The following is a 26,097-nucleotide window of genomic DNA, read 5'->3' as shown; positions in this document are numbered from 1 at the left end:
CGGCTCACTTGGCCGCGGCGCGGACCTTGGCGTAGATGTCGCGGACGACGTCGTTGGAGAGCTTCGACTCAATGAGCGGCTCGAGCGCGGTCGCGAACGCCTCGGCGTCGACCTCGTTGAACTTCGCCCCGGCGGCCTCGGCTGCTGCCTGGGCGGTCTTGACGTCGTCCTTCCAGAAGGCGGCCTCGTCGGCGCGGGCCGTGGCCATCTCCTCGTTGAAGATCGCCTCGATCTCCGGGCCCATGGCCTCGAGGACCTTCGGGTTGGTGATGATGAAGTCGGGGAACATGAGGTGGCGCGTGTAGCTGTAGTACGGCGCGATCTCGGCGTGCTTGAGGTTCGCGTAGATCAGCTCGTTGTTCTCGCCGCCGTCGATGACGCCGGACTGGATGGCCGTGTAGACCTCGCCCTGGCCCATCGGGGTGCCGGTGCCACCCATGAGGCGCATCATCTCGAGGTTGGTGTCCGACTCGATGACGCGGATCTTCATGCCGGCGAGGTCCGCCGGGGTGTTGATCGGCTTGTCGGAGTTGTAGACCGAGCGGATGCCGCCGTGGAAGGCGCTGACCACGCGGATGCCCTGGTCGTCGAGCGACTTGTAGAGGTCGCCGACGATCTCGGGGTCGTTCGTGACCTCGCTCTGGTGCTCCTGCGAGTCGAACGTGAACGGCAGGTTGAAGACCACGAAGTCCGAGTTGAAGTTCTCGAGCAGCGAGCCTGCGACGAACGCCATGTCGATGGTCCCGGCCTGGACCAGCTCGATGGTCTCGCGCTGGGCGCCGAGGGTCTCGTTCGGGAAGATCTCGATGTCGTAGGCGCCGTCGGTGCGCTCCTTGAGCCGGTCGCCCATGGCGTCGAGGGCCTTGTACTGCGGGTGGGTCTCGGGCTGGTTGAACGCCAGCTTGAGAACCGTCGTGGCAGCGGCGCCGCCATCTGATGCGCCGGTCGCGCCGCCGGCGGGCTTGTCCACCGTGCCGGTGCCCGCGCTGCAGGCGGTCAGCGCGAGAGCGGCGACGCCGAGCGTCGCGGCGATCGAAACAACCTTGTTTCGCCTCATTCTGGAAACTCCTCTGTCGGCTCACGACGACGTGAGCAGGTGGGCCGCACCGGGTTGGGTGCTGCACGACTCCCGCGTCCGCCCCAGGCCTCCCGGCTGCACTGCCCGAAGACGACACTGGCGGCGTTCGCGAAAATGGAACTAAGTTCTGACGTGCGGAACAAGTTAGCCACACGGTAGGTGTTGCGCCAACGTGACGTAGGTCCCGGACGCACGATCGATACCAATTCGAGACTCACGGCTCGGCCTGCCGGCCCACTGAGATCGCGCGACGATGCGCGAGAACGACGGAGGAACCATGACCCCCCACCCCCTGACGGGCGTCCTGCTGGGCGCCTACGCGATGGCCCCCGCCGAGCCCGAGCACGCACGGCGCTTCTACGCCGGAGTCGCCGAGCTCGGGGTCGACGGCCTCGAGCTGCCGCTGCGGGCCGACATGCCGGTCGACGAGCAGGCCGCGTGGGAGGCCACGCACCTGGACCCGTCGTGGGACCTGCTCGTGACCTGCATCCCCACCGTCATGGGCAGGCTCAAGGACCTGCCTGGGTATGGCCTGTCATCCACCGACGAGGCCGCCCGCGCCCGCGCGCTCGACGACGTCGCCCAGGCCCGCGACCTCGCCCTGCGCCTCGCCGACCAGCACGGACGCCGACGCGTCGTGGGCATCCAGGTGCACAGCGCGCCCGGGCCCGACGCCGGCTCGCGAGAGGCCCTGACCCGCTCGCTCGCCGAGATCGCCTCCTGGGACCTGGCCGGCGCCGAGCTCCTCGTCGAGCACTGCGACGCGCGGGTCCCGGGGCAGGCCGCCGCCAAGGGCTTCTGGTCGCTGGAGGACGAGATCGCGGCCGTGCGCGCCGTCGCGGACGCCGACGCGCCGATCGGCCTGAGCCTCAACTGGGGCCGCTCCGCGATCGAGGGCCGCTCCGCGCAGACCCCCGTCGAGCACGCCCGCGCCGCCCGCGAGGCCGGGCTGCTGCGCGCCGTGGTGCTGTCCGGCGCCAGCGACGTCGACACCGCCTGGGGCCCCGCCTGGGGCGACGCCCACATCGCCCCGCGCGGGGGCCACGACGCTCTCGCGGCCAGCGCGGCCTCGCTGCTGGGCGTCGAGCAGGCCGCCGCGACGCTCGCCGCCGGCGAGCCCGAGATCGTCGCGGTCAAGATCTCGGTGCGGCCCGCCGACGCCGATGTCGCGACGCGGCTCGCCGTGGCACGAGCCGCCCTCGAGCAGGTGGCCGAGGCCCGGGCCAGGGTCGCCCGCGACCCCGGCGCCGCGATCACGCCCGCCGCCGGGGCCTCCATGTGACCCCCTGAGCGCGTGGTCTTCACTCTCGCGCGCGACGCGCGTGCGGCGCGCGCGGGAGTACCACCCCGGCGCCGGGATCCCACGGGATCACCGGCCCGGGGACGCCCAGGCCCGGCGATTAGGGTTCCGAACCGGCACGCCCCGCAACGACGTGGGGCGCGCTGCACCGACCGAGGGATGCACCATGTCAAACGCCAAGCCCGCGCTGTTCGGGCGACTCACCCCGGGGGGACGCAAGAACTTCGCGGACACCCTGCGCGCCGAGAACACCGGCGCGATCCTCCTGCTCGCGGGCGCCGTCGTCGCGCTGCTGTGGGCGAACTCGCCCTGGCGCGAGGCGTACGTGTCGCTGGGCGACATCGTCCTGGGCCCGAGCGCGCTGCATCTGGACCTATCGGTGTCCCAGTGGGCCACCGACGGGCTGCTGGCGATCTTCTTCTTCGTGGTGGGCGTCGAGCTCAAGCGCGAGATGGTCACCGGGCAGCTGCGAAGGCCGTCCACCGCGATCGTGCCGATCCTGGCGGCCGTGGGGGGCATGGCCGTCCCGGCGCTCCTGTACACCCTGGTCAACTCGGTGAGCAGCACCGGCAGCCTCGAGGGCTGGGCCATCCCGGTCGCGACCGACATCGCGTTCGCCGTCGCCGTCCTGACCATCTTCGGCAAGCGCCTGCCCACCGCGCTGCGCGCGTTCCTGCTCACACTCGCGGTGGTCGACGACCTGCTCGGCATCGTCGTCATCGGCGCGTTCTACACCGAGTCGCTCGCCTTCGCGTGGCTCGGCGCCTCGATCCTGGCCATCGCGGCCTTCGGCTTCCTCGTCCGCCGACGCGGCATGACCGCATGGGTGCTGATCCCGCTCGGCGTCCTGGCCTGGGGCTTCATGCACGCCTCGGGGATCCACGCCACCATCGCGGGCGTCCTGCTCGGATTCACGGTGCCGGCGATCGCCCGCCACGGCGCCTCCATCAGCCTCGCCGAGCGCTACGAGCACCTGTGGCGCCCGGTCTCGGCCGGCCTCGCCGTGCCCGTCTTCGCGCTCTTCGCCGCGGGCGTCACGCTCAGCCCCGACGCCCTGGCGAGCACCGCCGGTGACCCGACCGCTCAGGGCGTAGCGCTCGGCCTCGTCGTCGGCAAGCCCATCGGCATCCTGCTGGCCACGTTCCTCCTGGTGAAGCTCACCAAGGCGAGGCTCGACGCCAGCGTGCGCTGGCTCGACCTGACCGCTGTGGCCTGCGTGGCCGGCATCGGTTTCACGGTCTCGCTGTTGATCGGCGAGCTGTCGTTCCCGGCCTCCTCGCCGCACAGCGAGCACGTCAAGGCCGCCGTGCTGATCGGCTCGCTCCTGTCCGCGGCGATCGGCGGGGCGCTGCTCACGTGGCGCACCCGGGTCGCCGCCCGGACCGAGGTCGCGGCACAGCTCCCCGCCGACGCGGACGCCTGACCCGCCGCCGGCGCGGTGGCCCCGCCCGATGGGGGCCACCGCGCCGGCGCGCCCGGCTCAGGCCCGGCGCACCAGGGCCCGGGTGCTCAGCACGAGGCCGGCCGCGCACCAGGCGATGAGCACGAGCAGGTCGCGCAGGCTCGCGGAGTAGACGTCCGAGACGAGCCCGGCGCGCAGCAGGTCTGCCGCGGGGCGGATCGGCAGCACGTCGTGCACGGCCTGGAACCATCCCGGCAGCTGGCTCGCCGGGAAGGTGATGGGCGAGAACAGCATCACGAAGAAGACCAGCACCTGGCTGAGCACCTGCGCCATCATCGGGGAGAAGGTCACGGCGATCGCGTACCCCACCGACGTCGCCGTGACCGTGACCAGCAACGACGCCGCGATCAGCAGCGGCCAGTCGAAGGCCAGCGCGAGGTCGTACCGCAGCTGCGCGACGATCACCGCGACGGCGATGCTGGGCAGCGTCACGAGCAGCCACACGGTCAGGTCGGCCAGCAGGAGCAGCGGCCGGGCCACCGGCAGCGACCGCAGGTACGTGAACGTGCCGTCGGTGCGGGCGCGCACCACCCCCTGCGGCACGATCGTCAGGCCCACCACCATGAGCAGGACCGTCGGCGTGCCGGTCGACAGGAACAGCGCGGACGCGGGAGAGATGTCGGGGATGAGGAAGCCGAAGCCGACCACCACCCCGGCGGCGAGCAGCGCCTGGATGACGACGATCATGGGCAGGTCGCTCCCGGTCTGCCCGATCTGCCAGCGCAGCAGCGTGCGGTAGCTGCTCCAGAGGCCCACGCGGGGCGGGACGAACGCGGTCGACCGACCGGCGGGGCGCTCGGCGATGGTGGTCTCAGGCACGGGAGGCCTCCTCGGTGGCGGGGGCGTCGGAGGACTCGGCCTCGTCAGCGGACTCGGACGTGGTGACGGCGAGGTACGCGTCCTCGAGCGTCGCGGGGGTGAGCGAGTAGCCGTCGAGACTGCCCCGCTCCCGCAGGTCGGTGGCCCAGGCGACGGCTGGGGCGGCCTGCGCCGCGGGGACGGTGAGGAGCACGCGGCGGCCGGTGCGGACGCGCCGGGTGATGGGCACGGGCACCGCGTCGAGCGGGTCGGAGGGGTCGGCCCCGTCCGGGTGGAGCTGCAGCTCGAGGCGCAGGTCGGTGTCGTGGCTGCCCCGCAGGGACGCCGGGCTGCCCGCGGCGACCACCGTGCCGCGGTCGAGGACCACGAGCTCGTCGACCACCCGCTCGGCCTCGACCACGTTGTGGGTCACGAGCAGCACCCCGGCGCCCTCGTCCCCGATGCGACGCACCGCGTCCCACAGCCGCCGTCGGCGAGACGCGTCGATGTCGTTGGTCGGCTCGTCGAGCACGACGAGCGGGGTCGGGGCGACCACCGTCATCGCGAACGAGGTGAGCCGCCGCACCCCGCCCGAGAGGCCCCCGCCCTCGGGCAGGGCCTTCTGGTCGAACCACGGGAGGATGTCGAGCTCGGCGGCGAGCTCCTCGGCCGCGGCCCGGGCGCGCCGCGGCGAGAGGCCGCGGATCCGGCCCGCGAGCTCGATGGCCGTGCGGGGCGTGAGGCCGTTGATCGGCGCCTGGGCCTGGGCCTGCAGCGCGACGCGGCGGCGGGCGCCGGCCGGGTCGGCCACGGCGTCCACGTCCCCCACGCGGATGGCTCCCGCGTCGGGGCGCAGCAGGCCGACCACCTGGGAGACGAGCGTCGTCTTGCCGGCGCCGTTGTGGCCGAGCAGGCCCACGACCTCCCCGGCCCGCACCCGCAGGCTCACCTGGTTGTTGGCGACGACCGCGCCGAAGCGCCGAGTCACACCCTCGATCATCAGTACGTCTGTGCTCACCGCAGACTCCCGTCCGTTCACATACTTTGAGTTTCTGGATACTAGCGGTATCTCAGTACTGTGGGTAGCCCGTCGTACGATCGGGGCATGCCGACGCCGGGACACAACGCGCCCCGCCCTGCCCGTCCTCACGACACCCTCCCGCCGACACGCGGGGAACGCCAGCAGCAGACCCGGGCGGCGCTCGTCTCCGCAGCGCGCACGGCGTTCGCCCGCGACGGGTACCACGGGGCCCGGCTCGAGGTCATCGCCCACGAGGCCGGCTACTCCAAGGGCGCCGTCTACTCGAACTTCGACGGCAAGGCCGCGCTCTTCCTCGCGGTGATCGACGCCGACCTCGCCCGTGCCGACGAGATCGGCCACGACGCCGGTCTGCCGTCCGCCGCGGCGCCGCACACCGGCGCCTGCGCCGCGGACACAGCGCCGGAGCACGACGGAGAGGCCCGGCTCGCGGAGGCTCGTGGCTTCTCGCTGGCGAGCCTCGAGTTCATCGCCACCGCCGCTCGCGACCCCCGCCTCACCCCCGAGCTCGAGTCTCGGATGCGCCGCATGCTCGCGCTCTACACCGACGCGGCCCTCGCGAACAGCGGCTCCGCGGACGACCCGATCCCGCCCGCCGAGCGCGGCACCCTGCTCGCCGCCCTCGAGCAGGGCATCGCCTTCCTGTCGCTCAGCGGCGTCGCGCCGCTCCCCGACGAGCTCATCCGCGAGGGCATGCTCCGGCTGCTGACGCCCCTGCCCGCGGAGCCGTCCGCGCCCTGACCCGCGAGCCACCCCGGGATACCCCGGGATGCCGGCCCGCGCGGGCCGTGGCACGCCGACCTACAGTCGATCCATGGGGCGGGACTGCGAGATCCCCGGATGGGCCGTGGCCTCGGCCGCCACGGCGCCCGTCGCGATGATCGGAAGCTGGACCGTGGCCGCGTCCCTGCAGGACGGCTACTCCCCGGTGCGCGACACGATCAGCTGGCTCGCCGCCCGGGCGGCGGTCTCGCCGGAGATCGCCGCCTGCGGTTTCGCGGCGACCGGCCTAGCGCATGTCGTGACGGCCGCCGGCCTGAGGCCGGTGCCACGGGCCGGGCGCCTGGTGCTCGGCATCGGCGGCCTCGCGACGGTGGGATTGGGCCTGCTGCCCGTCGATGACGCCCACACCGCGCACGTCGCCGCGGCCGGGGTGGCGTTCGTCGCGCTCGCGACCTGGCCTGCCGTCGCGCGGGATGCGGCGGGGATCGGCCGCCTGGCGCCGTGGTCCGGGCTCGTCGCCGCGTCGGGCATGGCCGCGATGGCAGCCTGGTACGCGCTCGAGATGCAGCGGGTCACCCCCGGCAAGGGTTCCCTGACCGGCCTCGCGGAGCGCACGTTCGCCGTGACGCAGGCCCTGTGGCCGCTCGTCGTCGTGGTGGCCGCGCGCACCGGCCCGGCGCCCGGCGCCGCGACGGCGGTCGCCGCGTCCGCGGGGGTCCGGGCGCGCCGCTGGCCGTGGAGACTGCCCCGAGCGGCGACGCGGTAAGCGCTCACCGGGCATACTGCGTCATCCAGGCGCACCCTCGCCTCGCCGGCCCTGCACGTGGACGTGCTCCGCGGCTCCGACCGGCCCCGCCGCCCGCAGCCCAGTACGCACCGCCGGAGGACCCACCACATGACCGACTCCCGCCAGCGCCTCTCGTTCGACGCCCTCGACGGCCTGGGGGCCGCCCTCCGGCCCGCGCACGATCCGCGCGGCCTGCAGATCGGCATCGTGCACCTGGGCCTCGGCGCGTTCCACCGCGCGCACCAGGCGGTGTTCACCGAGGACGCGCTCGCCGCCACCGGCGACACCCGGTGGGGCATCCTCGGGGCCACCCAGCGCAGCGCCACGGTCGTCGAGCAGCTGCGCCCGCAGGACGGCCTCTACGGGGTGCTGACCAAGGGGGATGGCAGCACCTCCCTGCGGGTGGTCGGCTCCCTGCGCCAGGTGGCCTTCCCGGGCGAGGAGACCGGCGCCGTCCTGGACGGGATAGCGGCGCCCACCACGCACATCGTGTCGCTCACGGTCACCGAGAAGGGCTACCGGCGGACCGCCTCGGGCGCGCCCGACCTGGCCGATCCGGGAGTCGCGGCCGACGTCGCGGCGCTGCGCGCCGAGCTCGAGGGGCCGACGGGAGTGGTGGAGCCCTCCCGCACCCCGATCGGGCTGCTGGTGCGCGGGCTGGCCCTGCGCTGGGGCAGGTGCGGGGCGCCGCTGACGGTGGTGTGCTGCGACAACATGGTCGACAACGGCGCCACCGTGCGGGCACTGGTCCTCGCGGTGGCCGCGGCCGCCGGCCCGCGTGGCGAGCGGCTCGCGGGGTGGGTCGAGGACGCCGTGCGGTTCCCCGCCACGATGGTCGACCGGATCGTCCCCGCGACCAGCCCGGCGCACCGCGCGGAGGCCGCCGGGCTGCTCGGGCTGCAGGACGAGGGCCTGGTGGTGGGCGAGCCGTTCTCGCAGTGGGTGGTGCAGGACGACTTCGCCGGCCCGCGCCCGCGCTGGGACCTGGCCGGCGCGACGCTCACCGGCGACGTCGAGCCGTTCGAGCGCGCCAAGCTGCGGATCCTCAACGGAACGCACTCCACGCTGGCCTATCTGGGCGCGCTGCGTGGCCATCGCACCATCGCGGAGGCGGTCGCGGATCCCGAGCTCGAGTCGATCGCCCGGGCGCTCATCGACGAGGACGTGATCCCGACGCTGTCGGCGCCCGCCGGGCTGGACCTGGAGGCCTACCGGGAGTCGGTGCTCGAGCGGTTCGCGAACCCGAACACCGGGCACACCACGATCCAGGTGGCGATGGACGGCTCGCAGAAGCTGCCCATCCGGCTGCTCGGCACGGTGACCGACCGCCTGGCCGCCGGCGCGACGCCTCGGGCCGCTGCGCGGGCGATCGCCGCGTGGGCCGTGTTCGTGGCTCGCGCGGGCGACGACGGGACCCTCGACGACCCGATGGCGGACGTGCTGCGCGCCGCCGTCTCGGGCGCCCCGGACGGGCTCGCCGACCGGCTGCTCGACCTCGGCCAGGTCTTCCCCGCCGAGGTCGCCGGCTCCGAGGCCTTCCGCGCGGAGGTGCGCGCGGGCGTCCGGGACCTGCAGCGAGGCCCCGTCCCCGCGCGCTGACCGACTTCCCTCGCCCCAATCCTTGACGTCGCTCTGTGCGCGCGCCTACGCTGGAAAGCGCATTCCCAATGTCGCACCTGCCTCCGGAGAGACCATGACGTCCCGCACCCTGCGCATCGCGATGAACGGCATCACCGGGCGGATGGGCTACCGCCAGCACCTCGTCCGCTCGATCCTCCCGCTGCGCGAGAGCGGGCTCGAGCTGGCCGACGGCTCCCGCGTGGAGATCGAGCCGATCCTGGTGGGCCGCAACGAGGCGAAGGTCCGAGAGATCGCCGATCGGCACGGCGTGGAGCAGTGGACCACCGACGTGGACGCCGTCCTGTCGGACCCCGAGGTCGACGTCTACTTCGACGCGCAGGTCACCTCCCGCCGGGCCGCCGCGCTCACCTCGGCGATCAAGGCCGGCAAGCACATCTTCACCGAGAAGCCCACCGCCGAGACCCTCGACCAGGCCGTCGAGCTCGCCCGCCTCGCGCGGGACGCGGGGGTGACCGCGGGCGTCGTGCACGACAAGCTCTACCTGCCCGGACTGGTCAAGCTGCGCCGGCTCGTCGACGAGGGGTTCTTCGGCCGGGTGCTGTCGCTGCGCGGCGAGTTCGGCTACTGGGTCTTCGAAGGCGACGTGCAGCCCGCCCAGCGACCCAGCTGGAACTACCGCGCCGAGGACGGCGGCGGCATGACCGTCGACATGTTCTGCCACTGGAACTACGTGCTGGAAGGGCTCCTCGGGCCCGTCCGCTCGGTCACCGCGAAGGCCGTCACCCACATCCCCACCCGCTGGGACGAGCAGGGCCAGGAGTACGAGGCCACCGCCGACGACGCCGCGTACGGCATCTTCGAGGTCGACGGCCCGGCGGGCGAGCCCGTCATCGCGCAGATCAACTCCTCCTGGGCGGTGCGCGTCTACCGCGACGAGCTCGTGGAGTTCCAGGTGGACGGCACCCACGGCTCGGCCGTCGCCGGGCTCAACCGGTGCGTCGCCCAGCAGCGCGCGCACACGCCCAAGCCGGTGTGGAACCCCGACCTGCCGGTCACCGAGTCCTTCCGGGACCAGTGGGCGGAGGTCCCCGCCAACGACGACCTCGACAACGGCTTCAAGGCGCAGTGGGAGGAGTTCCTCCGCGACGTGGTGGCCAGGCGCGAGCACCGCTTCGGGCTGCTCTCCGCGGCGCGCGGCGTGCAGCTCGCCGAGCTGGGCCTCCAGTCCTCCGCCGAGGGGCGCCGCCTCGACATCCCCGAGATCACGCTGTGACCACCCCCGCCGCGCCAGAGGCCCCGCTCGCCCGGCTGTCGCTGAACACCGCGACCACCAAGGCGTGGACCCTGGAGGAGGCGCTCGACGGCGCCGTGCGCGGCGGGCTGGGCGCGGTGGGCCTGTGGCGGGACCGGGTCCACGAGGTCGGGCTCGACAAGGCCGCGCGGCTCGTCGAGGCCTCCGGGCTGCGCGTGTCCTCGCTGTGCCGCGGGGGCTTCCTCACCGCCGACGACGACGCCGGGATCGCGGCCGCCCTGGCCGACAACCGCGCCGCGATCGTCGAGGCCGCGACCCTCGGCGCCCGCGAGCTGGTGCTCGTGGTGGGCGGCCTGCCCGCGTCGAGCGCGCCCGGCGGACCTGCGCTGCCGTACCCAGCCGGCGACACCACGGGCGCACCGGATGCCGACCCCGCGCGGGACGTCGTCGCCGCCCGCGCCCGCGTCGCCGACCGCATCGCCGACCTCGCCCCCCACGCCGCCGAGCACGGAGTCCGCCTCGTCCTCGAGCCGCTGCACCCCGTCTTCGCCGCCGACCGCGCGGTGATCTCGACCCTCGGCCAGGCCCTCGACCTCGCGGCGCCGTTCCCCGCCGAGACCGTCGGCGTCGTCGTCGACACCTACCACGTGTGGTGGGACCCCGACCTCCAGCGGCAGATCGCCCGCGCCGGCGCCGAGGGCCGCCTGGCGTCCTACCAGGTCTCCGACTGGACCCTCCCGCTCGCGGCCGACGCCCTCCTCTCCCGCGGGCATGTGGGCGACGGCCACATCGACTTCGCAACCCTCACCCGGTGGGTCGCCGCGGCCGGGTACACCGGCGACGTCGAGGTCGAGATCTTCCACCAGGGCATCTGGGACACCCCCGGCGACCAGACCGTCGCCACCCTCGCCGAGCGCTACACCCGCCACGTCCTGCCCCACCTGGGCTGACCACCGCGGCCTTGCGGCCCTGATCGGCGCCGCCGATCGATACGTTGTCGGACATGCCGGACCAAGGGCGCTGGAACCACCACCTGCACCACCTGCCCGGCGTGCGGTGGCGTCGGCTGCCGCTGTGGCGGTACGCGTTGACCTGGTCCCGACCCCGGGCAGACGCCTGACCACGTTCGGAGCAACCGCGCCCCTCCCCCGGCCCCCTGTCCCAGAGGACCCGCCCGCTGGCGCGGCGCCGCCTAGACCGGTGGCGCGTAGGACTCGCGCGGCAGCTCGTAGGCCAGGTCGACCGCCGTCTCGAGGGCCTCGTCGAGGTCGAGCCGGTGCTCGGCCACGAGCCGCGCCAGGTACCCGGCGTCGATGCGCCGGGCCAGGTCGTGGCGGGCGGGGATCGAGGCGAACGCGCGGGTGTCGTCCACGAAACCGGTGGTGTTGTAGAAGCCGGCAGTCTCGGTGGCCGCGTCCCGGAAGCGGCGCATCCCGTCGGGGCTGTCGAGGAACCACCACGGGGCGCCGAGCCGCACCGCCGGGTAGACGCCTGCGAGGGGCGCCAGCTCGCGGGAGTAGACCGTCTCGTCGATGGTGAAGAGCACGAGGCGCAGCCCGGGGTGCCGCCCGAACCGCTCGAGCAGCGGGCGCAGGGCGCGGGTGTACTCGACCTGCACAGGGATGTCGAAGCCGGTGTCCGGCCCGAAGACGCCGGCGATGTGCGGGTCGTGGTCGCGCAGCACGCCGGGGTGCAGCTGCATGACCAGGCCGTCCTCGGAGGACATGCGCGCCATCTCGACGAGCATGTGGCCGCTGAACGCCTGGGCCTGGGCGGCGGTGGCCTCACCGCGCAGCGCCGCCGCGAAGATCCGGCGGGCGTCCTCGTCGGCCAGCGGCGTGGCCTCGGCGCTGACGTGCCCGTGGTCGGTGGCGCGGGCGCCCGCGGCGCGGAACACGGCCCGGCGCTGCTCGAGCGCCACGATGAACGCGTCGTACCCGTCGACGTCGACACCGCTGACCCGGGAGAGCTCGGCGACCCCGGCGGGCCAGCCGGGACGGTCGATGTGCACCAGGGCGTCGGGCCGGAACGTGGGCACCACCTTCTCCCCCCAGCCTTGCCGGGCGAGGGACGTGTGGTGGGCCAGGTCGTCGGTGGCGGCGTCCGTGGTGGCGAGGGTCTCGATGCGGAACCGCTCGAACAGCGCGCGGGGCCGGAACTCTGGGCGGGCCAGGGCGTCGAGCAGGTGGTCGTAGATGGCGTCGGCGGACTTCGCTGACGGCCGGGTGTCCACCCCGAACACCTCGACGAGCTCGTGCTCCAGCCAGTAGCGGGTGGGGGTGCCGCGGAACAGGCGCCAGTTCGAGGCGAACCGCCGCCAGATCTCGCGGTGGTCCTGCTCGACCTCCACGCCCGAACCGGCACGCGCCGGGACGCCCAACTCGTGGTTGCCGGCTCCCTGGGAGACGAGCATCCGCACCAGGTAGTGGTCGGGGATGACGAACAGCTCGGCGGGGTCGCCGAACGGCTGGTCCTCGTCGAGCACGCGCGCGTCCACGTGCCCGTGCATCGACACGATGGGCAGGTCGGCCGTCTGCGCGTAGACCTGCCGGGCGATGCTCCGCACGCCGGGGTCGGCGGGCAGCGCACGATCGGGGTGCAGCGTCCACGGCTCAGTCATGCGTGTCTCCCTCTGCTCCGCGGACGCGGAGCGCGTCAGTAGATGTTCTTGTGCTCTCGGTAGTCGCGCCAGACGTTCTCGAAGAAGTCGTCGTCCTCGGGGATGGGCCGCACCGGACGCCACCTGAACAGGGCGTGGCCGGCCGGGTCCTTGGCCGCCCGTTCGCCGCCGCCGGGAGCCCACCCGTCGAGCTGGGCGTCGCCGGGCGGGCGCCACGCCGCCTCCTGCACCTCGCCGTCGAGCGCGCCGCCGTCGAGCCGGAACCGGAAGACCTCCGGCAGGTCCAGCTCGCGCTGGGCGTCCGGCCCGTGCCCGACGCGCGGCAGCGATCCGGCGGGGTCGGTGTAGAGCACCGACCCCCGTGAGCGGCCACCGTGGCCCAGGTAGTCGGCCATCGCTGACAGGTACACGTAGGCGGTGGTGAGGATGTCCCGCACCAGGAAGGTGCGGTTCACCGCGCGCCGCGACCCGGCGTCGGCGGCGACCAGGTCGTCGTAGCCGGCCAGCCACTCGTGCACCTGGACCAGCGCCTCGTGGATGGACTCGGCCGAGCGGACGGGGCCGGCCTTGGCGCTCATCAGCTCGCCGACAGCGCGCAGCAGGTCGCCGGTGTTGTCAGCGGCTCCTGCGGCGGTGCGGGCCGTCGCGCGCTCGACGAGGCCGCGCGCGGCGGAGAGCACGGGCGCGGCGACGGCGGCGAACTCGTCGGCGTCGACCGGCGCGTGCGCACGGGCGGCGGCGATGTACTGGGCGGCCCGGGTCGCCCCGACCTGCCCGCTGTTGAGCGCCGCCCCGCCGGGCCGGTACACGCCGTGCGCGCCGCCGGCCTCCCCGACGGGGAAGAACCCGGCGACGTTGGACTGCCACCACGCGTCGACCACCAGGCCGCCGTTGTTGTGCTGCGCGCACACATCCACCTCGAGCAGCTCCCGCTCGAGGTCCACGTACGGGTTCTTGTGCAGGTAGAAGTCGTAGGCCGGGGCGTTCATCCGGCGCAGCCGCTCGATGGGGGTGCCGAACAGCACGCCCGCCCGGTCCAGGTACTCGTGCGCCTCGGGCGACAGCGCCGACGCGTCGAGGTCGTCCCGGACGGGGTTGCGCCGGAAGTCGAGGAACACCCGGCGCCCGCGGAGCACCGTCTCGCGGTAGACGAGCAGGTCGATGAGCGACGACCCGTCGAGCGCCTTGCGGATGTCGAAGGGCCACTGGTAGCCCTTGAGGAAGATCAGAGAGAGCTGCCGGCCGTAGTCGGGGATCGCCTCGGTGAGGAACTCGCGCTCGTCGCCGCCGTCCGCATCGGTGGACACGAACCGGGGCAGCACCTGCATGTACGTGCCGGAGACGTTCCAGCGCGGCTTGATGGACGCCAGGCCGAACTGCCACTCGGTGAGGTTCTTGCCGTGCACGCCCGCCCGGTAGGCGGCCCCGGAGGCGCCCCACTGGCCGTTGGGGAACACCCGGGTCGCGTACAGCCCGGCCGGTCCGCCGGTGGCATAGACGAGGTTGGCGCAGCGGAACAGTTGGAACGGCGACGCGGCGCCGTCGTGCGGCACGTCGGTGCGCAGCACGAGCAGCCCGGCGACCTCCACACCCTCCCCGTCCGCGCGGGGGCGGGTGAGCACGTCCACAACTCGGCAGTCGTCGAAGACGCGCGTGCCGTTGCGCGCCACCTTCTTCTCGAGCTGCTCGACCATGCTGCGCGAGGTGTACGGCCCCACCGACGTAGCCCGGCGGCGGGGGTCGTGGTCGGTCTTGTAGCCGATGAACTCCCCGTAGCGGTTCTGCGGGAACGGCACGCCCAGCTCGCAGAGCCGCAGGAATCCGCGGGCGGAGAGCGCGGCCTCGGCGAGCGCGTTGTCGCCGTCCATCGCCCCGCCGGAGTGCAGCGTCTGGGCCATCTCCCGCACGGAGTCCCCGTCACCGCCGGACAGCGTCATCTTGTAGTAGGTCTGCTTGTCGGAGCCGGCGTTGCGGGAGGCCCCGGCGCCGATCTTGTCGGCGACCATGACGATGTCGTCCTGGCCGAACTCCCACAGCCGGTCGGCGGCGCAGAACCCCGCGGAGCCGGTGCCCACCACCACGGTGTTGGCGGTGACGACGGGCACGTCGTGACCGCCGATGCGCACGGTCTCCGGCTCGTGGGCGGGGGCGTCGTGGCTCATGGCGGTCCTCCTGGGCTCAGAGCGTGGGGATGTGCATGCCGCCGTCGACGTGGAAGACCTCGCCCGTCGAGTACGGCGTCTGCCCGGAGGCGAGGATCGAGACGGCGCCGGCGACGTCGGCGGGCCTGCCCCACCGGGCGATGGGGGCCAGACCACCGGCGAGCAGGGCGTCGTACTTCTCGGTGACGGCGGCGGTCATGTCGGTGGCGACGACGCCTGGCCGCACCTCGTAGACGACGATCCCCTCGGGGGCGAGGCGCACCGCGAAGAGCTGGGTCGCCATGGCGACGCCCGCTTTGGACACGCAGTACTCGCCGCGGTTGGTGGACACGGCGGTCGCGGAGATCGAGGAGACGTTGACGATGGTCGCCACCGGGTTGGCGGGCCGGTCGACGCCGGCCCCGAGCGCCCCGCGCAGCGCGATGACGCGGTTGGCGAAGGCCTGGGTGAGGAAGTACGGGCCGCGGAGGTTGATGCCAAGGACGCGGTCGAAGCTCTGAGGCGTGGCGTCGAGCAGGTCCGCCCGCTCCAGGGGCGCCACACCGGCGTTGTTGACCAGCAGGTCGAGCCGCCCCCAGGCGTCCACGGCGTCGTCGACGTAGCGCGCGTGGTCGGCGGGGTCGGCCACCGAGCCCCGCACGTAGCGGACCGCCTTCTCGTCCTGGGTGAGGGCCCGCAGGTCGTCGAGCAGCTCGACTGGCTCCTGCCGCGTGGCGAGGATCGAGACGGCGTACCCGTCGGCCAGCAGGCGCTGCGTGATGCCGAGCCCGATGCCGCGGCTTCCCCCGGTGACCAGTGCGACCGGCCGCATCGCCGCCCCCTTCCGCCCTGCGCCGGGCCAGGCCCGACGAGGTGCGCCGCTGTGCGCACCACCGTGATCGTGCCACGTCGCAGGCTCGTCGGGCAAGCGCTTTCCAGCCGCGCCGTGGAGGTCGCGCCGCCACCGCCGCCGCAGCGGGCGCCGGCGGCGTGGGAAGATCAGCGCATGTCAGAGGCGTGCCGGCACGCGGCGGCCACGCCCCTCCCCCGCCCAGCACGACGCGGCGGCAACCCGGCGTCCCGCCCCGCGAGCGCCCGATGAGCGCCGTCCTGACCGCCCTCGGCACCATGGGCGCGATCATCGCCCTCGGCTGGGTCCTCGGCCGCAGGGGCACCCTCGGCGAGCATGCCCCGGCCGTCCTGGCCCGCATCGTCTTCACCGTCGCGACGCCCTGCCTGCTCTTCGTCACCGTCGCGCACGCGGACCTGCACCTGCTGCTGTCCCGCTCGGCGCTCGCCACCGCCATCAGCACCACCCTCGTGGCGGTCACCGCCGTGGCGGTGCTGCGCGGCCTGTGGAAGCGGCCCGCCGCCGAGGCCACCGTCGGCACGCTCGCCGCCTCCTACGTCAACGCCGGGAACCTCGGGCTCGCGCTCGCGGTGTACCTGCTGGGCGACGCGGTGGCCGTCGTGCCCCCGCTGCTGTACCAGCTGCTGATCCTCGCGCCCATCGCGTTCGCGGTGCTCGACGCACGCGCTGCCGCCACAGCCCAGGACAGCACGACGGACCAGGGCGCCATCCGGGTGCGGCCGCCGGTCACCCGGATCGCACGGGACATCGTGATCCGCACTGCGCGCAACCCGATCATCGTCGGCGCCCTGTCCGGGCTGGCGGTGGCCGCCCTGCCCTGGGACCTGCCCGAGGTGCTGTACGGGCCGTTCAGCCTGGTCGGCGCCGCGGCGGCCCCGCTCGCGCTCGTGACGTTCGGCATGTCGCTGGCCGCTCCCCGGCTGACCCGTGAGCGGGCGCCGCGGCGCGACCTGGTGCTGGTCGTTGCGCTGCGCAGCGTCGTCAGCCCCGCCCTCGCCTGGTTGGCCGGGACGCTCCTGGGGCTCACCGGCGAGGCGCTGCTGGCCGTGGTGGCGATGGCGGCGCTGCCCACGGCGCAGAACGTGCTGGTCTACGCGATGCAGTACGGCCGGGGGCAGGCCCTCGCCCGCGACGCCGGGCTGGTGACCACGGTCCTGGCGGCGCCGGCGCTGCTGGTCATCACCGCGCTGCTGGGCTGAGCGGCCACCGCCACATTCCCCGCACCCACTCTGACCGCCCCGACACGCTCGTCTCCGCTCTCGGCGGACGACGCTGTGCGCGGCGGGCAGGACTGGCACGATCGGGGTGTGACCGACTCCGACCGCGCGCCTGAGGGCGGGCTGCCCGCACAGATCAGGTCTGCCGTGTCCTCGCTGCCCGGGCCGCTCCGCTGGATCGTCGTGGCCGTGATCGGGACGGGACTGATCCTGGCCGGCATCGCCATGCTGGTGCTCCCCGGCCCCGGCTGGCTCGCGATCTTCGCCGGGGTGGCCGTGCTGGCCGCGGAGTTCACCTGGGCGGCCACCCTGCTGGGCCGGATGAACGCGAGTGCCCTGCGGCTGTGGAACGCGGTGCGGCGGCTGTTCGGCCGCCGCGACACGAGCAGCCCGCCTCCCGACGCCTGAGCCGGGGAGCCGCCGCCCAGGGCTCCCCCAGCGGAGGATCCCCTCAGCCGCGGGCGGCCTCGACCTCTGCGTCAGCCCGGCCCGCAGGCGGGACGAGCCGTCCCCTGCGCACCGCCACGAGCACCGCGACGGCGGTCGCACAGGCGACGACCACGAGCAGCGACGTGCGCAGGCCGGTGAGCTCGGCGACGCCGCCGACGAGCGGTGGCGCGATGAGCTGCGCCGGCCACGCGCCGAGGGCCACGAGCGCCACCCCGCGGCCCGGCGGCAGGCCCGGCAGGCTCCCCGCGAGGCTGTAGATGGTGGGCACGATCGAGGACAGCCCGAGGCCGGCGATCGCGAACCCGGCGATCGCTCCGACGGTGGTGTGCGTCGCCAGGGCGAGCCCCACCCCGGCGGCTGCGAGCAGACCGCTCCCCACCAGCATCCGCTCCGTCCCGACGCGGTGGCGCACCCGGTCGCCGAACAGGCGGCCCACCACCATCGCCAGGGCGAAGCCGCCGTAGGTCGCGGCCGGCCACGCCCCGAGGGCTCCCACCGACTCCCGGGCGTAGATGGCGCTCCAGTTGGCCGAGACACCCTCGGCGAAGAGCGCGAGGAAGGCCATCACCGCGAGCAGCGCCATGCCGTCCACCAGCTGCGCCCGGCCGGCCTGTCCGCCGGTGGCGCGCGGCGGGTCAGCGGGCAGCCGCCGTGCCGCGAGGACCAGGCCGACGGCCAGGAGCGACGACGTCAGCGCGAACTGCGGGAACGGTGACACGTGCATCGCCGCGGCGCCGGCGGCCAGGAGCGCGCCGGTGAGCGCGCCGATGCTGAAGCACGCGTGGAAGGACGTGAGGATCGGGCGCCCGTAGGCCTTCTCGACGGCGACGGCCTGGGCGTTCATCGGCGCCTGCAGCAGCCCGAGGGCAGCCCCGTGCACGAGCAGGCCGGGCGCGAGCTGCCAGGGATGGTCCGCCAACGCGTTCACCACCGGGGCGAGCAACGCCAACGGCGCCGCGACGAGCGACAGCCTTCTCGGGCCCACCCGCACGATGAGCACGGCGACCAGCAGCATCGACCCGAGCACCCCGACAGCCGAGGCGATGTTGACCGCGCCCCACGTCGCTGAGCTGGCGCCCACCGCGAGCTTCACGTCGGGCACGCGGGACGCCCATCCGCCGATCACGAGCCCGGCGAGCGTGAACAGGAACGTCACGCTCCAACGCTGGTGGCGCAACGAGGGCTCGACGGCGGGCAGGATCCCGACCGGGACAGGTGGGCGCATGCGCGGACCGTATCGGGGGAGCGCTGCCACGGCCCGCCAAATTCCACTCCATGGACGGCCCGCCGTGCCCGGAGGCCGGAGCCGGCTTGCCGTCAGCGCCCCGGCGCCGCCACCTCGCCAGCCGCCTGGCTCGCCGCGTCATCGGCCAGCACTGCCGTCGACACGGACCCGCGGCGCGCGAGGACGGTCCACGCGATCGCGCACACCACCAGCACGAGCGGGAACACGCCCGCGCCCAGGAGCCCGACCCTCAGGCCCGAGCCGCCGTCGCCGGGCAGCACCGCGGCCAGCGAGCCGAGGGCGCCCGTGGACGTGCTCGTCGCATCGGCCACGACGCCGGTCAGCCACGGCCCCACGGCTCCCCCGAGGTCGCCCATGACCGCCAGCACCGCGAACATCGCCGCGCCGCCCCACGGGAACCGTGCCGCGGCCAGGCTGAACGTTCCCGGCCACATGATGCTCACCGCCAGGCCGCACACCGCGCACGCGGCGAGGCTCACCACCGCGCTCGACGAGAGGGTCGCGACCAGGTAGCACAGGACCGACAGCGAGCCGGCGCCGATCATCGTGGGCGCCAGCGGGATGCGCGCGCCCCACAACCCGTAGACGATCCGCCCGATGCCCATGAGCACAGCGAACAGGCCCGGGCCGGCCAGGTCGCCCCAGGCCTTCGTGACCCCGAGCGACGTCTCGGCGAAGAACGAGGACCACTGCGACATGGTCAGCTCCGCGGCTCCGGCCGTCATCATCAGCACCAGCGCGCACAGGAACGCCGGGGCCCCGAACAGCGAGCGCAGCGACATGCGGTGCTCCTCGGGCACCGTCGGGGGCAGCGGCACCCGGAGGAACAGCACGAAGTTGACGGCGGGCACGACGGCCCAGATCAGCGGCAGCACCTGCCATGAGCCGAACCCGGTCATCGCGAGCACCGCGGTGGTGCCACCGACGACGGCCACCTGGCCCCAGCAGTAGAACGAGTGCAGCAGGCTCATCGCGGCGGCCTTGCCCTCCTGCGGGCTGGGCAGCGCGTCGACCACCGGGCTGATCATCACTTCGAGCAGGCCGCCGCCGATCGCGTACACGACGACGGCGACGCACAGGCCGGCGTACGGCGACGGCGCGATGGCCGGGGCCACCGCCAGCAGAACGAGGCCCAGCACGGCGAGCGCGTGGGCGAGCACCAGCGGGATGCGGAACCCGATCCGATCGGCGAACCGCACCGCGACGATGTCGGTGAGGAGTTGGACTCCGAAGTTCAGCAGCACCAGCCGCCCGAGCATCTCGACCGGCACGTCGTAAGACGTCTGGAAGACGATGAACAACAGCGGCGCGAGGTTGTTGACGACGGCCTGGGTGACGAACCCGGTGTAGCAGGCGCGGCGGGTCGCGGTGTACGTCAGCGCCGGCCGGTCCGCGGCCCGCCTCACGCGTGCGACGGGAGGGACGGCGCGGCAGCGGGCATGGCCGCCATGCTAGCCAGGCTCGAGGCTGATCCAACGCGCCGGCGCCCCGTCTCACCTGCGAGGGAGGGAGGGCTATCCCACCGGCGGGACGGTGATCGCCTCGCCGTTCACCGTCGCCGTGAACTCGTAGTCGGGCAGCCCCTCGATCGGCACGACGCTCGTGGTCGGCACCAGGTCCATGGTGCAGGGCCGGTCCACGCCCTGATCGTGGGCGGCCGCGATCCGCAGGGACGTGCGGCGTGCGTCCCACGTCGCGTCCACCGGCAGCTCAGGGCACGTGGAGCTGCCGAGCGTGGTGACCAGCAGCCTGTCCGGCTGCTCCGCCCGGGCCACGAGGGTCTCGGCGGCCGGGTCGCTCGACCAGGACTCCGCGAGGGTATCCGGGGTCGCGGGCGCACCCGAGGGGCTGGGGGCCGCGGACTGGCTGAGGGCTCCCGTCGGGCCCGATGAGGACGCCGCGGTGGAGGGTCCCGCCCCCACGACCACCGCGTCGTCAGTCGCGCACCCGGCGCCGAGCAGGACCGCGCAGAGCACCGCCGCGCCGCTCCCGGCCCTGCGCGCACGTCCCGTCGTCCACGTCGTCATGCTCACCCCTTTCGTCCGGTTCCGCCGTCCATCCTGCACCCGGCGGAAACCGTCGCGGGGACATCACGCGGCGCGGCGCGCCGGGGCCCCGGCTGCCCCCGCTCCTCTGTCAGGCCGCGGCCTCGTTGCCCTGGTGCACCAGCGCCGAGACGTGCCGCTTGAGGTCATTGACCTCGGGGCTCGTGACGTCGCGCCCTGGCCCGAGCGGCACGGGCACGATCTCGCGGATGTGACCGGGGACGCCGTGCGAGGCGCCGCCCGCCATGACCACCACGCGGTCGGCGAGGACCACGGCCTCCTCGATGCTGTGCGTGACGAACAGGACCGTGGTGCCGGTCTCCCGGTGGATGCGGCTCAGCTCGTGCTGCATCGAGCTGCGGGTGAGCGCGTCCAGGGCGCCGAACGGCTCGTCCATGAGCATCACGGCCGGGTCGTTGGCGAGGACCCGCGCGATCGCGACGCGCTGCTGCATGCCGCCGCTGAGCTCGCCGGGGAACTTGCGGGCGAAGCGCGTCAGCCCGACAGACTCGAGCAGCGCGTCCACCCGCTCCGAGACGACAGCGGACGAGTACCGCTTCTGCTTGGGGCCGTAGCCGATGTTCTCCGCGACGGTGAGCCACGGGAACAGCCCGTAGTCCTGGAACACCACGCCACGATCAGGGCCGGGGCCGTCCACCGGCTCCCCCGCGATGGTCACCACGCCCTCGGTGGCCGTCTCGAAACCGGCGAGGATGCGCAGCAGGGTGCTCTTGCCGCAGCCGCTGGCCCCGACGACGGTGATGAGCTCGCCCTCGGCGACCTCGAGGTCCACGCCGGCCATCGCGGGCACGGCGTCGCTCGCGTTGTACCGCTTGCCGAGGCCCTGCACGCTGATCGCGGCGGGGTGCTGCGGCCGTTCTGTTCCGATGCGAGGCATGGTGGCTCCTAGGAGAGGGTCGGGCGGCCGCGCGTGACGGCCTTGACGAGGAGGGCGAGGAGGCGGTCGGCCACGAACCCGGCGAGGCCGATCACGACCATGCCGGCGACGATCAGGTCCGTCTTCGACATGTCGCGGGCCTGCGTGATCATCGAGCCGAGGCCGACGCTGATGCCGACCGTCTCCCCGACCACGAGGATCACCCAGCACAGCCCCAGGGCGATCCGCAGCCCTCCGACGATGCTGTGCATGGCGGACGGCAGCACGACCTTGTAGAGCACCTGGGCGGGCTTGGTGCCGAGCATCGCCGCGGCCTCCAGCAGCCGCACCGGGACCCGCCGCACCCCCGCGATCGTGTTGAGCAGGATCGGGAAGAACGCCGCGAGGAACACCAGGAAGATCGTCGACCTGTCACCAAAGCCGATGATCAGCAGCGTCAGCGGCGCCCATGCGGTGACGGGCACGGGCCGCACCAGGTTGACCACCGGGTCGAACATCCGGTTGACCACGCCGTACCGGCCCATCAGGATGCCGAGCGGGATGGCGCACGCGGCGGCGATGCCGAAGCCGCTGAGCACGCGCCCGGTCGAGGCCCACATGTGCTCCCACAAGCTCCCGCTGAAGGCGTCCTTCTCCGACCCGACGGCGATGTCCACCATGCGGCTGAGCACCTCGCCCGGGGTGGGCACGAAGGCCATCTGGATGCCGAACGGCAGGGTCCAGGCGTTGCGGACGCCCAGGTGCCACAGCACGAGGACGATCACGGGGACGGGGAGCGCGAGGCCGACGGCGCGCAGCCCGCCCTTCCAGTCGCGGGACTTCGCGCGTGGCGCGCGTCGGCGGAGCAGCGGCGCTGGTCGACGGCGAGCCCCCTGCTGAGCGTCGGGGGACGGCTGGCGGGCAGCCGCGGGGGCGGCGGATCCGGGGGTCAAGGTCGGGGTGGTCATCGGACCTCCTTGCGGTGGGTGGGGCGCCTGGCCAGGCGACTCGCCTGGCCAGGCGCCGCGGATCAGGAGGACTTCGCCGCTGCGACGAACGTGCGGTCGACCACGTCCGCTGCGGCGGGCTTGGACTCGATGTACCCGAGGGCGTGCATCTGCTCGGTGAGCGCGTCGACCTGGGCCAGGTACTCGTCGTCGAGGTCCCACCGCGGCCAGATGTTGGCGATGGCCGTCTCCACGACCGCCGCGTCCAGGCCGTACTTCTCGACGACGCCGGCGGCCCACTCGTCAGGGTTGGAGACCATGTAGGCCGTGGCGCGCACGTGGGTCTTGACCACCGACTGCACCAGCTGGGGGTCCTCGTCGATCAGCCGCTGGGTCGTCACCAGTCCGATGTTGACCTTGCCGACAGGCGTGTCGTACGGGGAGACGACCTGGCGGGCGCCTGCCTGCAGCGCGATCGACGGGCCGAGCTCGGCACTCGAGAAGGCGTCGATCTTGCCGCTGGCCAGCGCGCTCGCCATGTCGGAGAACGACAGGTTCACCAGCGTGAGGTCGTCGATGTCGATGCCGTTGGCCTCCAGCGTGAGCCGCAGCAGGATCTCCTGCGACGAGCCCTGCGGGAACCCGACGGTGCGGCCCACCAGGTCCTTCACCGAGGTGATGTCGGCGTTGCCCACGATGCCTGAGCCGCCGTCGGCCGCGCCGGCCACCACCACGACGTCCTGCCCGGCCGCGGCCCCCGAGAGCGCCGACGGCACACCGGTGACGCCGAAGTCGATGTTGCCGCTGACCACCGCGTTCTTGATGTCGGGCGAGGTGTCGAACTGGACGACCTCGAAGGTGATGTCGTCCGTGGCCCGGTCGGCGTACAGGTGCGGGTGGAACAGGTGCGGCTGCCCCTTGAGGGTGCCGACCTTCACGAGGGTCGAGCCGTCGGCCGCGGTGGTCTCGGCCTCAGCCGAGCCGCAGGCGGCGAGGGCCGCGACGAGCAGTGCCGCTGTCGCGACGGAGGCGAGGGGACGGGGAGAGCGCTTCATGGTTGCCTCTTCTTCCGGGGGGTGGGCGAGTCTGGGAGCGGACGGGTCAGTGGACGAGCAGGGCGTCGAGCCCTCGACGGTGGGCGCGCCACCCGCCGGCGGCGCTGATGTCGCCCTCGTGGCCGATGACGGCGCCCGCGAAGCCGACCACCGAGGAGCCGTCGGCGAGGGTCACGTGCCCGAGGGCCAGCGGCGCGGCGACCCTCGTGACGAGCCGGCCGAGCGCTGCTTCCGAAAGGAGCCACTCCTCGCCGGGGAAGGACTGGCCGGCGCCGGCCGCGGCGGGGACCACGATGGGTCGGCCGCCGTCATCCGTCACGTGCATGCGGTAGTCCGGGGCGGTGACGACCTCACGGACGAACCGCGCGCCGAGCTCCTCCAGCTCGTGGTTGCGGGCCTCGCCGCGCAGGTGCGCCCCGAACACGACCGTGGGGACGCCCGTGGTCGGGTACGGCTGCCCGGGCTCCTCGTCGAGGAGCCACCCGGCCAGGTCCAGGCCCACCTGGTCCTCGAAGGCGCGGGTCACCACCGTCACGCCGAACAGCCCTTCGGATGCCGACTCCCCCGCGGGCACGGCCACCGCGGCCAGGCCGAGCAGGTTGACGAAGTTGGTGTAGACGCCGAGCCCCGAGTTGACGGCGATCGGATCGGCCAGCACCGCCGCGACCGTGGGGTGGCTGGGAGCGGTGGGCGTCAGCAGGGCGTCGAAGCCCTCGAACGCGGCCATCGCCTCGGCCCGCAGCGAGCGCAGCAACTCCTGGTCGCGGACCACCGCGGACCCGGTGACCTGGGCGGCGACGGAGGCGATCGCGGCGACGGACGGCTCGGCGTGCTCGGGGTGGGCGGCGAGGAACTCCCCGAAGGACGCGTGCCTCTCGGCGACGAGGGCGCCGTCGTAGAGCAGGCGGGCCGCGTGCACGAACGGCGTCAGGTCGATCGTGGCGACCACGGCCCCACGCGCCTCGAGCCGCTGGGCGGCGGCGGCGAAGTGCTCCCGGGCCTGAGGGCCGAGCGTGTCCAGGTCCTCGTCGCGGGGGACGGCCACCCGCGGGGCGGCGGGCGCGCCCAGCCGGGCGTCCGACGGCCAGTCGCGCGAGGCGGGGTCGAGCGCGGACGGGCCCGTCATCGTCCGGATCGCCTGAGTGGCCAGCCCGAGGCTCGGCGCGAGCACCGTCACGCAGTCGTACGAGGGGCAGGCCGGCACCACGCCGTCCTTGGGCACGAGGCCGTAGGTGGGCTTGACGCCGATGACGCCGTTGAAGGCGGCGGGCACGCGTCCGGACCCCGCGGTGTCCGTGGCGATCGCCAGGTCGGCGATGCCCAGGCCCACTGCGGCGCCTGATCCGGAGCTGGACCCGCCGCTGACGCGCTCGGGGTCCGCCGCCGAGCGCACCGCCCCGGCAAGGCTCCGGGCGCCCGTGAGGCCGGTGGCGAACTGGTCCAGGGCCGTCTTGCCCATCACCACCACGCCCGCGTCGATCAAGCGCTGCACCGCGGTGGCGGTGCGCTCCGGGGTGTAGGCGAAGTCCGGGTGCCCCGCCGTGGTGGGCAGGCCGGCCACGTCGACGTTGTCCTTGACCGCCAGGACCAGGCCCGCGAGCGGCAGGTCCTCTCCTGCGGCCAGACGCGACTCGACCGTGGCGGCGTCCGCCAGCACGTCGGCCTCGGGCCGCAGGGTCAGCCACACCTCGGGGCGCCCGGCGGCCGCGTCGCGGCGGTACGCCTCGCGCACCCGCTCGGTGGGGGCGGTCGTGGACGGGGTGGTCCCGCGGGTCTGTGCAGAGGTCATCGGGGGCTCCGTCCGTCGGCAGTGCTCAGTTCGGGGGCGTCGGCGGCGGGGAAAGGGCTCCGGCCGTCGATGTGGCTGCGGGTGGCGATCGCGAGCGCATGGGCGGCGCGCTCGACCACCACGTCCTTGGACGCGCCGACGTGCTCGGTGAGGGCGTCGAGGGCGCTGCGCAGCCGGCCCGCGAGCACCAGCTCGACGATCTCGACGTGCTCGTCGACGGTCGCGCTCATCCGGTCGGCGGTGACGTAGTCGTACATCCGCACGGCCCGGATCTTCTGGTTCACCTGGGTGAGCGCTCCCGACAACGCGCGGTTGCCGGAGGACGCGAGCAGCACGGTGTGGAAGCGCTCGTCGACGGTCACGAAGTCGGGGGTCGGCGCTGGCCGCTCGTCCCGCAGCCCGTGCCACGCCTCCAGCTCGGGCTCGAGGAGCGCGCGGTCGTGCGTGAGGGTCGGGTCGTCCACCACGCGGCGGATGCCCTGCACCTCGAGCAGCACCCGCAGCTCGTACAGCGCCGCGAGGTCCTCGAAGGTCGGCGTGTAGAGGTACAGCCCCCCGGACCGCTTCTCCACCAGGCCGTCCGCGAGGAGCCGGGCCAGCGCCTCGCGCACCGGGGTCCGCGACACGGCGTACCGCTCGGCCAGCCGCTCCTCGCCGAGCCGCTCCCAGGGAGACACCCGGCCGCTCATCAGCTCGTCGCGCAGCGCGGCGTACACCGCATCGCTGCGGGAGGCCCGCGCGGGCGTCGCATCCACTGTTGTCCACATAGCTGCATACATTCGGCGCCTCGTGTTACGCGTGAGGTCGCCCAGAGTGAAC

At 73.8% G+C, this 26,097-nt stretch carries 23 protein-coding genes; 9 read left to right on the top strand and 14 right to left on the bottom strand.

The window, feature by feature from the left end; all coding sequences use genetic code 11:
* Positions 1–4: 4 nt before the first annotated feature.
* The gene (locus tag NP064_RS02200) at positions 5–1,057 is read right to left on the bottom strand and encodes a TRAP transporter substrate-binding protein (protein WP_227568146.1); all 1,053 of its coding nucleotides are present in this window, start codon (positions 1,055–1,057) and stop codon (positions 5–7) included.
* 298 nt (positions 1,058–1,355) lie between these two features.
* On the opposite strand from NP064_RS02200, the gene NP064_RS02195 reads away from it, so the two are divergent.
* Both NP064_RS02195 and nhaA read left to right on the top strand, forming a co-directional pair.
* A complete protein-coding gene (locus NP064_RS02195) occupies positions 1,356–2,360 on the top strand; it encodes a DUF4862 family protein (RefSeq protein WP_227568147.1) in 1,005 nt (334 codons plus the stop codon).
* 184 nt (positions 2,361–2,544) lie between these two features.
* Positions 2,545–3,801 carry a Na+/H+ antiporter NhaA gene (nhaA, locus tag NP064_RS02190; protein WP_227568148.1) on the top strand — a complete coding sequence of 419 codons (1,257 nt, stop codon included), beginning with the start codon at positions 2,545–2,547 and terminating at the stop codon, positions 3,799–3,801.
* A gap of 57 nt (positions 3,802–3,858) precedes the next feature.
* Here the strand turns inward: nhaA and NP064_RS02185 are convergent, their stop codons facing one another.
* A complete protein-coding gene (locus tag NP064_RS02185) occupies positions 3,859–4,659 on the bottom strand; it encodes an ABC transporter permease (protein ID WP_227568149.1) in 801 nt (266 codons plus the stop codon).
* Positions 4,652–5,656, bottom strand: coding sequence for an ABC transporter ATP-binding protein (locus tag NP064_RS02180; protein ID WP_227568150.1), 1,005 nt, complete (start codon positions 5,654–5,656; stop codon positions 4,652–4,654). The genes NP064_RS02185 and NP064_RS02180 overlap by 8 nt, the downstream gene beginning before the upstream one ends.
* An 87-nt stretch (positions 5,657–5,743) precedes the next feature.
* On the opposite strand from NP064_RS02180, the gene NP064_RS02175 reads away from it, so the two are divergent.
* From NP064_RS02175 to NP064_RS02155, 5 genes are all read left to right on the top strand, one after another.
* A complete protein-coding gene (locus NP064_RS02175; protein WP_227568151.1) occupies positions 5,744–6,418 on the top strand; it encodes a TetR/AcrR family transcriptional regulator in 675 nt (224 codons plus the stop codon).
* A 73-nt stretch (positions 6,419–6,491) separates the two neighbouring features.
* Positions 6,492–7,166: a DUF998 domain-containing protein gene (locus NP064_RS02170; protein ID WP_227568152.1), complete on the top strand. Its 675-nt coding sequence runs from the start codon at positions 6,492–6,494 to the stop codon at positions 7,164–7,166.
* Positions 7,167–7,295: 129 nt separating this feature from the next.
* Positions 7,296–8,786: a mannitol dehydrogenase family protein gene (locus NP064_RS02165; protein ID WP_227568153.1), complete on the top strand. Its 1,491-nt coding sequence runs from the start codon at positions 7,296–7,298 to the stop codon at positions 8,784–8,786.
* Positions 8,787–8,880: 94 nt separating this feature from the next.
* The gene (locus NP064_RS02160; RefSeq protein WP_227568154.1) at positions 8,881–10,041 is read left to right on the top strand and encodes a Gfo/Idh/MocA family protein; all 1,161 of its coding nucleotides are present in this window, start codon (positions 8,881–8,883) and stop codon (positions 10,039–10,041) included.
* Complete coding sequence (locus tag NP064_RS02155; protein WP_227568155.1) at positions 10,038–10,970, top strand: sugar phosphate isomerase/epimerase family protein; 933 nt, start codon at positions 10,038–10,040, stop codon at positions 10,968–10,970. The genes NP064_RS02160 and NP064_RS02155 overlap by 4 nt, the downstream gene beginning before the upstream one ends.
* 242 nt (positions 10,971–11,212) lie before the next feature.
* On the opposite strand, the gene uxaC is transcribed toward NP064_RS02155, so the two are convergent.
* Genes uxaC through NP064_RS02140 form a run of 3 tightly spaced genes read right to left on the bottom strand, consistent with a single transcriptional unit; the run spans position 11,213 to position 15,613 of the window.
* Positions 11,213–12,640 carry a glucuronate isomerase gene (gene uxaC / locus NP064_RS02150; protein ID WP_227568156.1) on the bottom strand — a complete coding sequence of 476 codons (1,428 nt, stop codon included), beginning with the start codon at positions 12,638–12,640 and terminating at the stop codon, positions 11,213–11,215.
* Between the two features lie 35 nt (positions 12,641–12,675).
* Positions 12,676–14,802 carry an FAD-dependent oxidoreductase gene (locus NP064_RS02145; RefSeq protein ID WP_227568157.1) on the bottom strand — a complete coding sequence of 709 codons (2,127 nt, stop codon included), beginning with the start codon at positions 14,800–14,802 and terminating at the stop codon, positions 12,676–12,678.
* 16 nt (positions 14,803–14,818) lie between these two features.
* On the bottom strand, positions 14,819–15,613 hold the full coding sequence (locus NP064_RS02140) for a 3-ketoacyl-ACP reductase (RefSeq protein WP_227568158.1): 795 nt from the start codon (positions 15,611–15,613) through the stop codon (positions 14,819–14,821).
* Positions 15,614–15,879: 266 nt separating this feature from the next.
* On the opposite strand from NP064_RS02140, the gene NP064_RS02135 reads away from it, so the two are divergent.
* Positions 15,880–16,851 (top strand): AEC family transporter, encoded by a 972-nt coding sequence (locus tag NP064_RS02135; protein WP_227568159.1) that lies wholly within the window; start codon positions 15,880–15,882, stop codon positions 16,849–16,851.
* A 108-nt stretch (positions 16,852–16,959) separates the two neighbouring features.
* Positions 16,960–17,277, top strand: a complete 318-nt coding sequence (locus tag NP064_RS02130) for a PGPGW domain-containing protein (RefSeq protein ID WP_227568160.1) — start codon at positions 16,960–16,962, stop codon at positions 17,275–17,277.
* A gap of 43 nt (positions 17,278–17,320) precedes the next feature.
* Here the strand turns inward: NP064_RS02130 and NP064_RS02125 are convergent, their stop codons facing one another.
* The 8 genes from NP064_RS02125 to NP064_RS02090 all read right to left on the bottom strand — a co-directional run bounded on the left by NP064_RS02125 (position 17,321) and on the right by NP064_RS02090 (position 26,033).
* Entirely contained in the window at positions 17,321–18,544 is a 1,224-nt protein-coding gene (locus tag NP064_RS02125; protein ID WP_227568161.1) for an MFS transporter, read from the bottom strand.
* Positions 18,545–18,636: 92 nt separating this feature from the next.
* On the bottom strand, positions 18,637–19,971 hold the full coding sequence (locus tag NP064_RS02120) for an MFS transporter (RefSeq protein ID WP_227568162.1): 1,335 nt from the start codon (positions 19,969–19,971) through the stop codon (positions 18,637–18,639).
* A 108-nt stretch (positions 19,972–20,079) separates the two neighbouring features.
* Entirely contained in the window at positions 20,080–20,592 is a 513-nt protein-coding gene (locus NP064_RS02115) for a hypothetical protein (protein ID WP_227568163.1), read from the bottom strand.
* 109 nt (positions 20,593–20,701) lie between these two features.
* Positions 20,702–21,508, bottom strand: a complete 807-nt coding sequence (locus NP064_RS02110; protein WP_227568164.1) for an ABC transporter ATP-binding protein — start codon at positions 21,506–21,508, stop codon at positions 20,702–20,704.
* Between the two features lie 8 nt (positions 21,509–21,516).
* Positions 21,517–22,455 (bottom strand): ABC transporter permease, encoded by a 939-nt coding sequence (locus tag NP064_RS02105; RefSeq protein WP_227568165.1) that lies wholly within the window; start codon positions 22,453–22,455, stop codon positions 21,517–21,519.
* Positions 22,456–22,517: 62 nt separating this feature from the next.
* The gene (locus tag NP064_RS02100) at positions 22,518–23,489 is read right to left on the bottom strand and encodes an ABC transporter substrate-binding protein (protein ID WP_227568172.1); all 972 of its coding nucleotides are present in this window, start codon (positions 23,487–23,489) and stop codon (positions 22,518–22,520) included.
* A gap of 46 nt (positions 23,490–23,535) precedes the next feature.
* Positions 23,536–25,278: an allophanate hydrolase gene (gene atzF / locus NP064_RS02095; RefSeq protein WP_227568173.1), complete on the bottom strand. Its 1,743-nt coding sequence runs from the start codon at positions 25,276–25,278 to the stop codon at positions 23,536–23,538.
* On the bottom strand, positions 25,275–26,033 hold the full coding sequence (locus tag NP064_RS02090; protein ID WP_227568174.1) for a GntR family transcriptional regulator: 759 nt from the start codon (positions 26,031–26,033) through the stop codon (positions 25,275–25,277). The genes atzF and NP064_RS02090 overlap by 4 nt, the downstream gene beginning before the upstream one ends.
* Positions 26,034–26,097 lie beyond the last annotated feature (64 nt).

It is taken from the genome of Cellulomonas chengniuliangii, from assembly GCF_024508335.1.
Lineage (GTDB): Bacteria > Actinomycetota > Actinomycetes > Actinomycetales > Cellulomonadaceae > Cellulomonas_A > Cellulomonas_A chengniuliangii.
Note: the sequence above shows the minus strand (reverse complement) of the source record. Positions and strands in the feature narration are given on the sequence as shown.

Coding starts and splice junctions, on each gene's coding strand:
- NP064_RS02140 (WP_227568158.1), bottom strand. CDS start 15,613: ATGCGGCCGGTCGCACTGGTCACCGGGGGAAGCCGCGGCATCGGGCTC.
- nhaA (WP_227568148.1), top strand. CDS start 2,545: ATGTCAAACGCCAAGCCCGCGCTGTTCGGGCGACTCACCCCGGGGGGA.
- NP064_RS02160 (WP_227568154.1), top strand. CDS start 8,881: ATGACGTCCCGCACCCTGCGCATCGCGATGAACGGCATCACCGGGCGG.
- NP064_RS02110 (WP_227568164.1), bottom strand. CDS start 21,508: ATGCCTCGCATCGGAACAGAACGGCCGCAGCACCCCGCCGCGATCAGC.
- NP064_RS02145 (WP_227568157.1), bottom strand. CDS start 14,802: ATGAGCCACGACGCCCCCGCCCACGAGCCGGAGACCGTGCGCATCGGC.
- NP064_RS02125 (WP_227568161.1), bottom strand. CDS start 18,544: ATGCGCCCACCTGTCCCGGTCGGGATCCTGCCCGCCGTCGAGCCCTCG.
- NP064_RS02170 (WP_227568152.1), top strand. CDS start 6,492: ATGGGGCGGGACTGCGAGATCCCCGGATGGGCCGTGGCCTCGGCCGCC.
- NP064_RS02100 (WP_227568172.1), bottom strand. CDS start 23,489: ATGAAGCGCTCTCCCCGTCCCCTCGCCTCCGTCGCGACAGCGGCACTG.
- NP064_RS02115 (WP_227568163.1), bottom strand. CDS start 20,592: ATGACGACGTGGACGACGGGACGTGCGCGCAGGGCCGGGAGCGGCGCG.
- NP064_RS02195 (WP_227568147.1), top strand. CDS start 1,356: ATGACCCCCCACCCCCTGACGGGCGTCCTGCTGGGCGCCTACGCGATG.
- NP064_RS02135 (WP_227568159.1), top strand. CDS start 15,880: ATGAGCGCCGTCCTGACCGCCCTCGGCACCATGGGCGCGATCATCGCC.
- NP064_RS02105 (WP_227568165.1), bottom strand. CDS start 22,455: ATGACCACCCCGACCTTGACCCCCGGATCCGCCGCCCCCGCGGCTGCC.
- uxaC (WP_227568156.1), bottom strand. CDS start 12,640: ATGACTGAGCCGTGGACGCTGCACCCCGATCGTGCGCTGCCCGCCGAC.
- NP064_RS02175 (WP_227568151.1), top strand. CDS start 5,744: ATGCCGACGCCGGGACACAACGCGCCCCGCCCTGCCCGTCCTCACGAC.
- NP064_RS02165 (WP_227568153.1), top strand. CDS start 7,296: ATGACCGACTCCCGCCAGCGCCTCTCGTTCGACGCCCTCGACGGCCTG.
- atzF (WP_227568173.1), bottom strand. CDS start 25,278: ATGACCTCTGCACAGACCCGCGGGACCACCCCGTCCACGACCGCCCCC.
- NP064_RS02200 (WP_227568146.1), bottom strand. CDS start 1,057: ATGAGGCGAAACAAGGTTGTTTCGATCGCCGCGACGCTCGGCGTCGCC.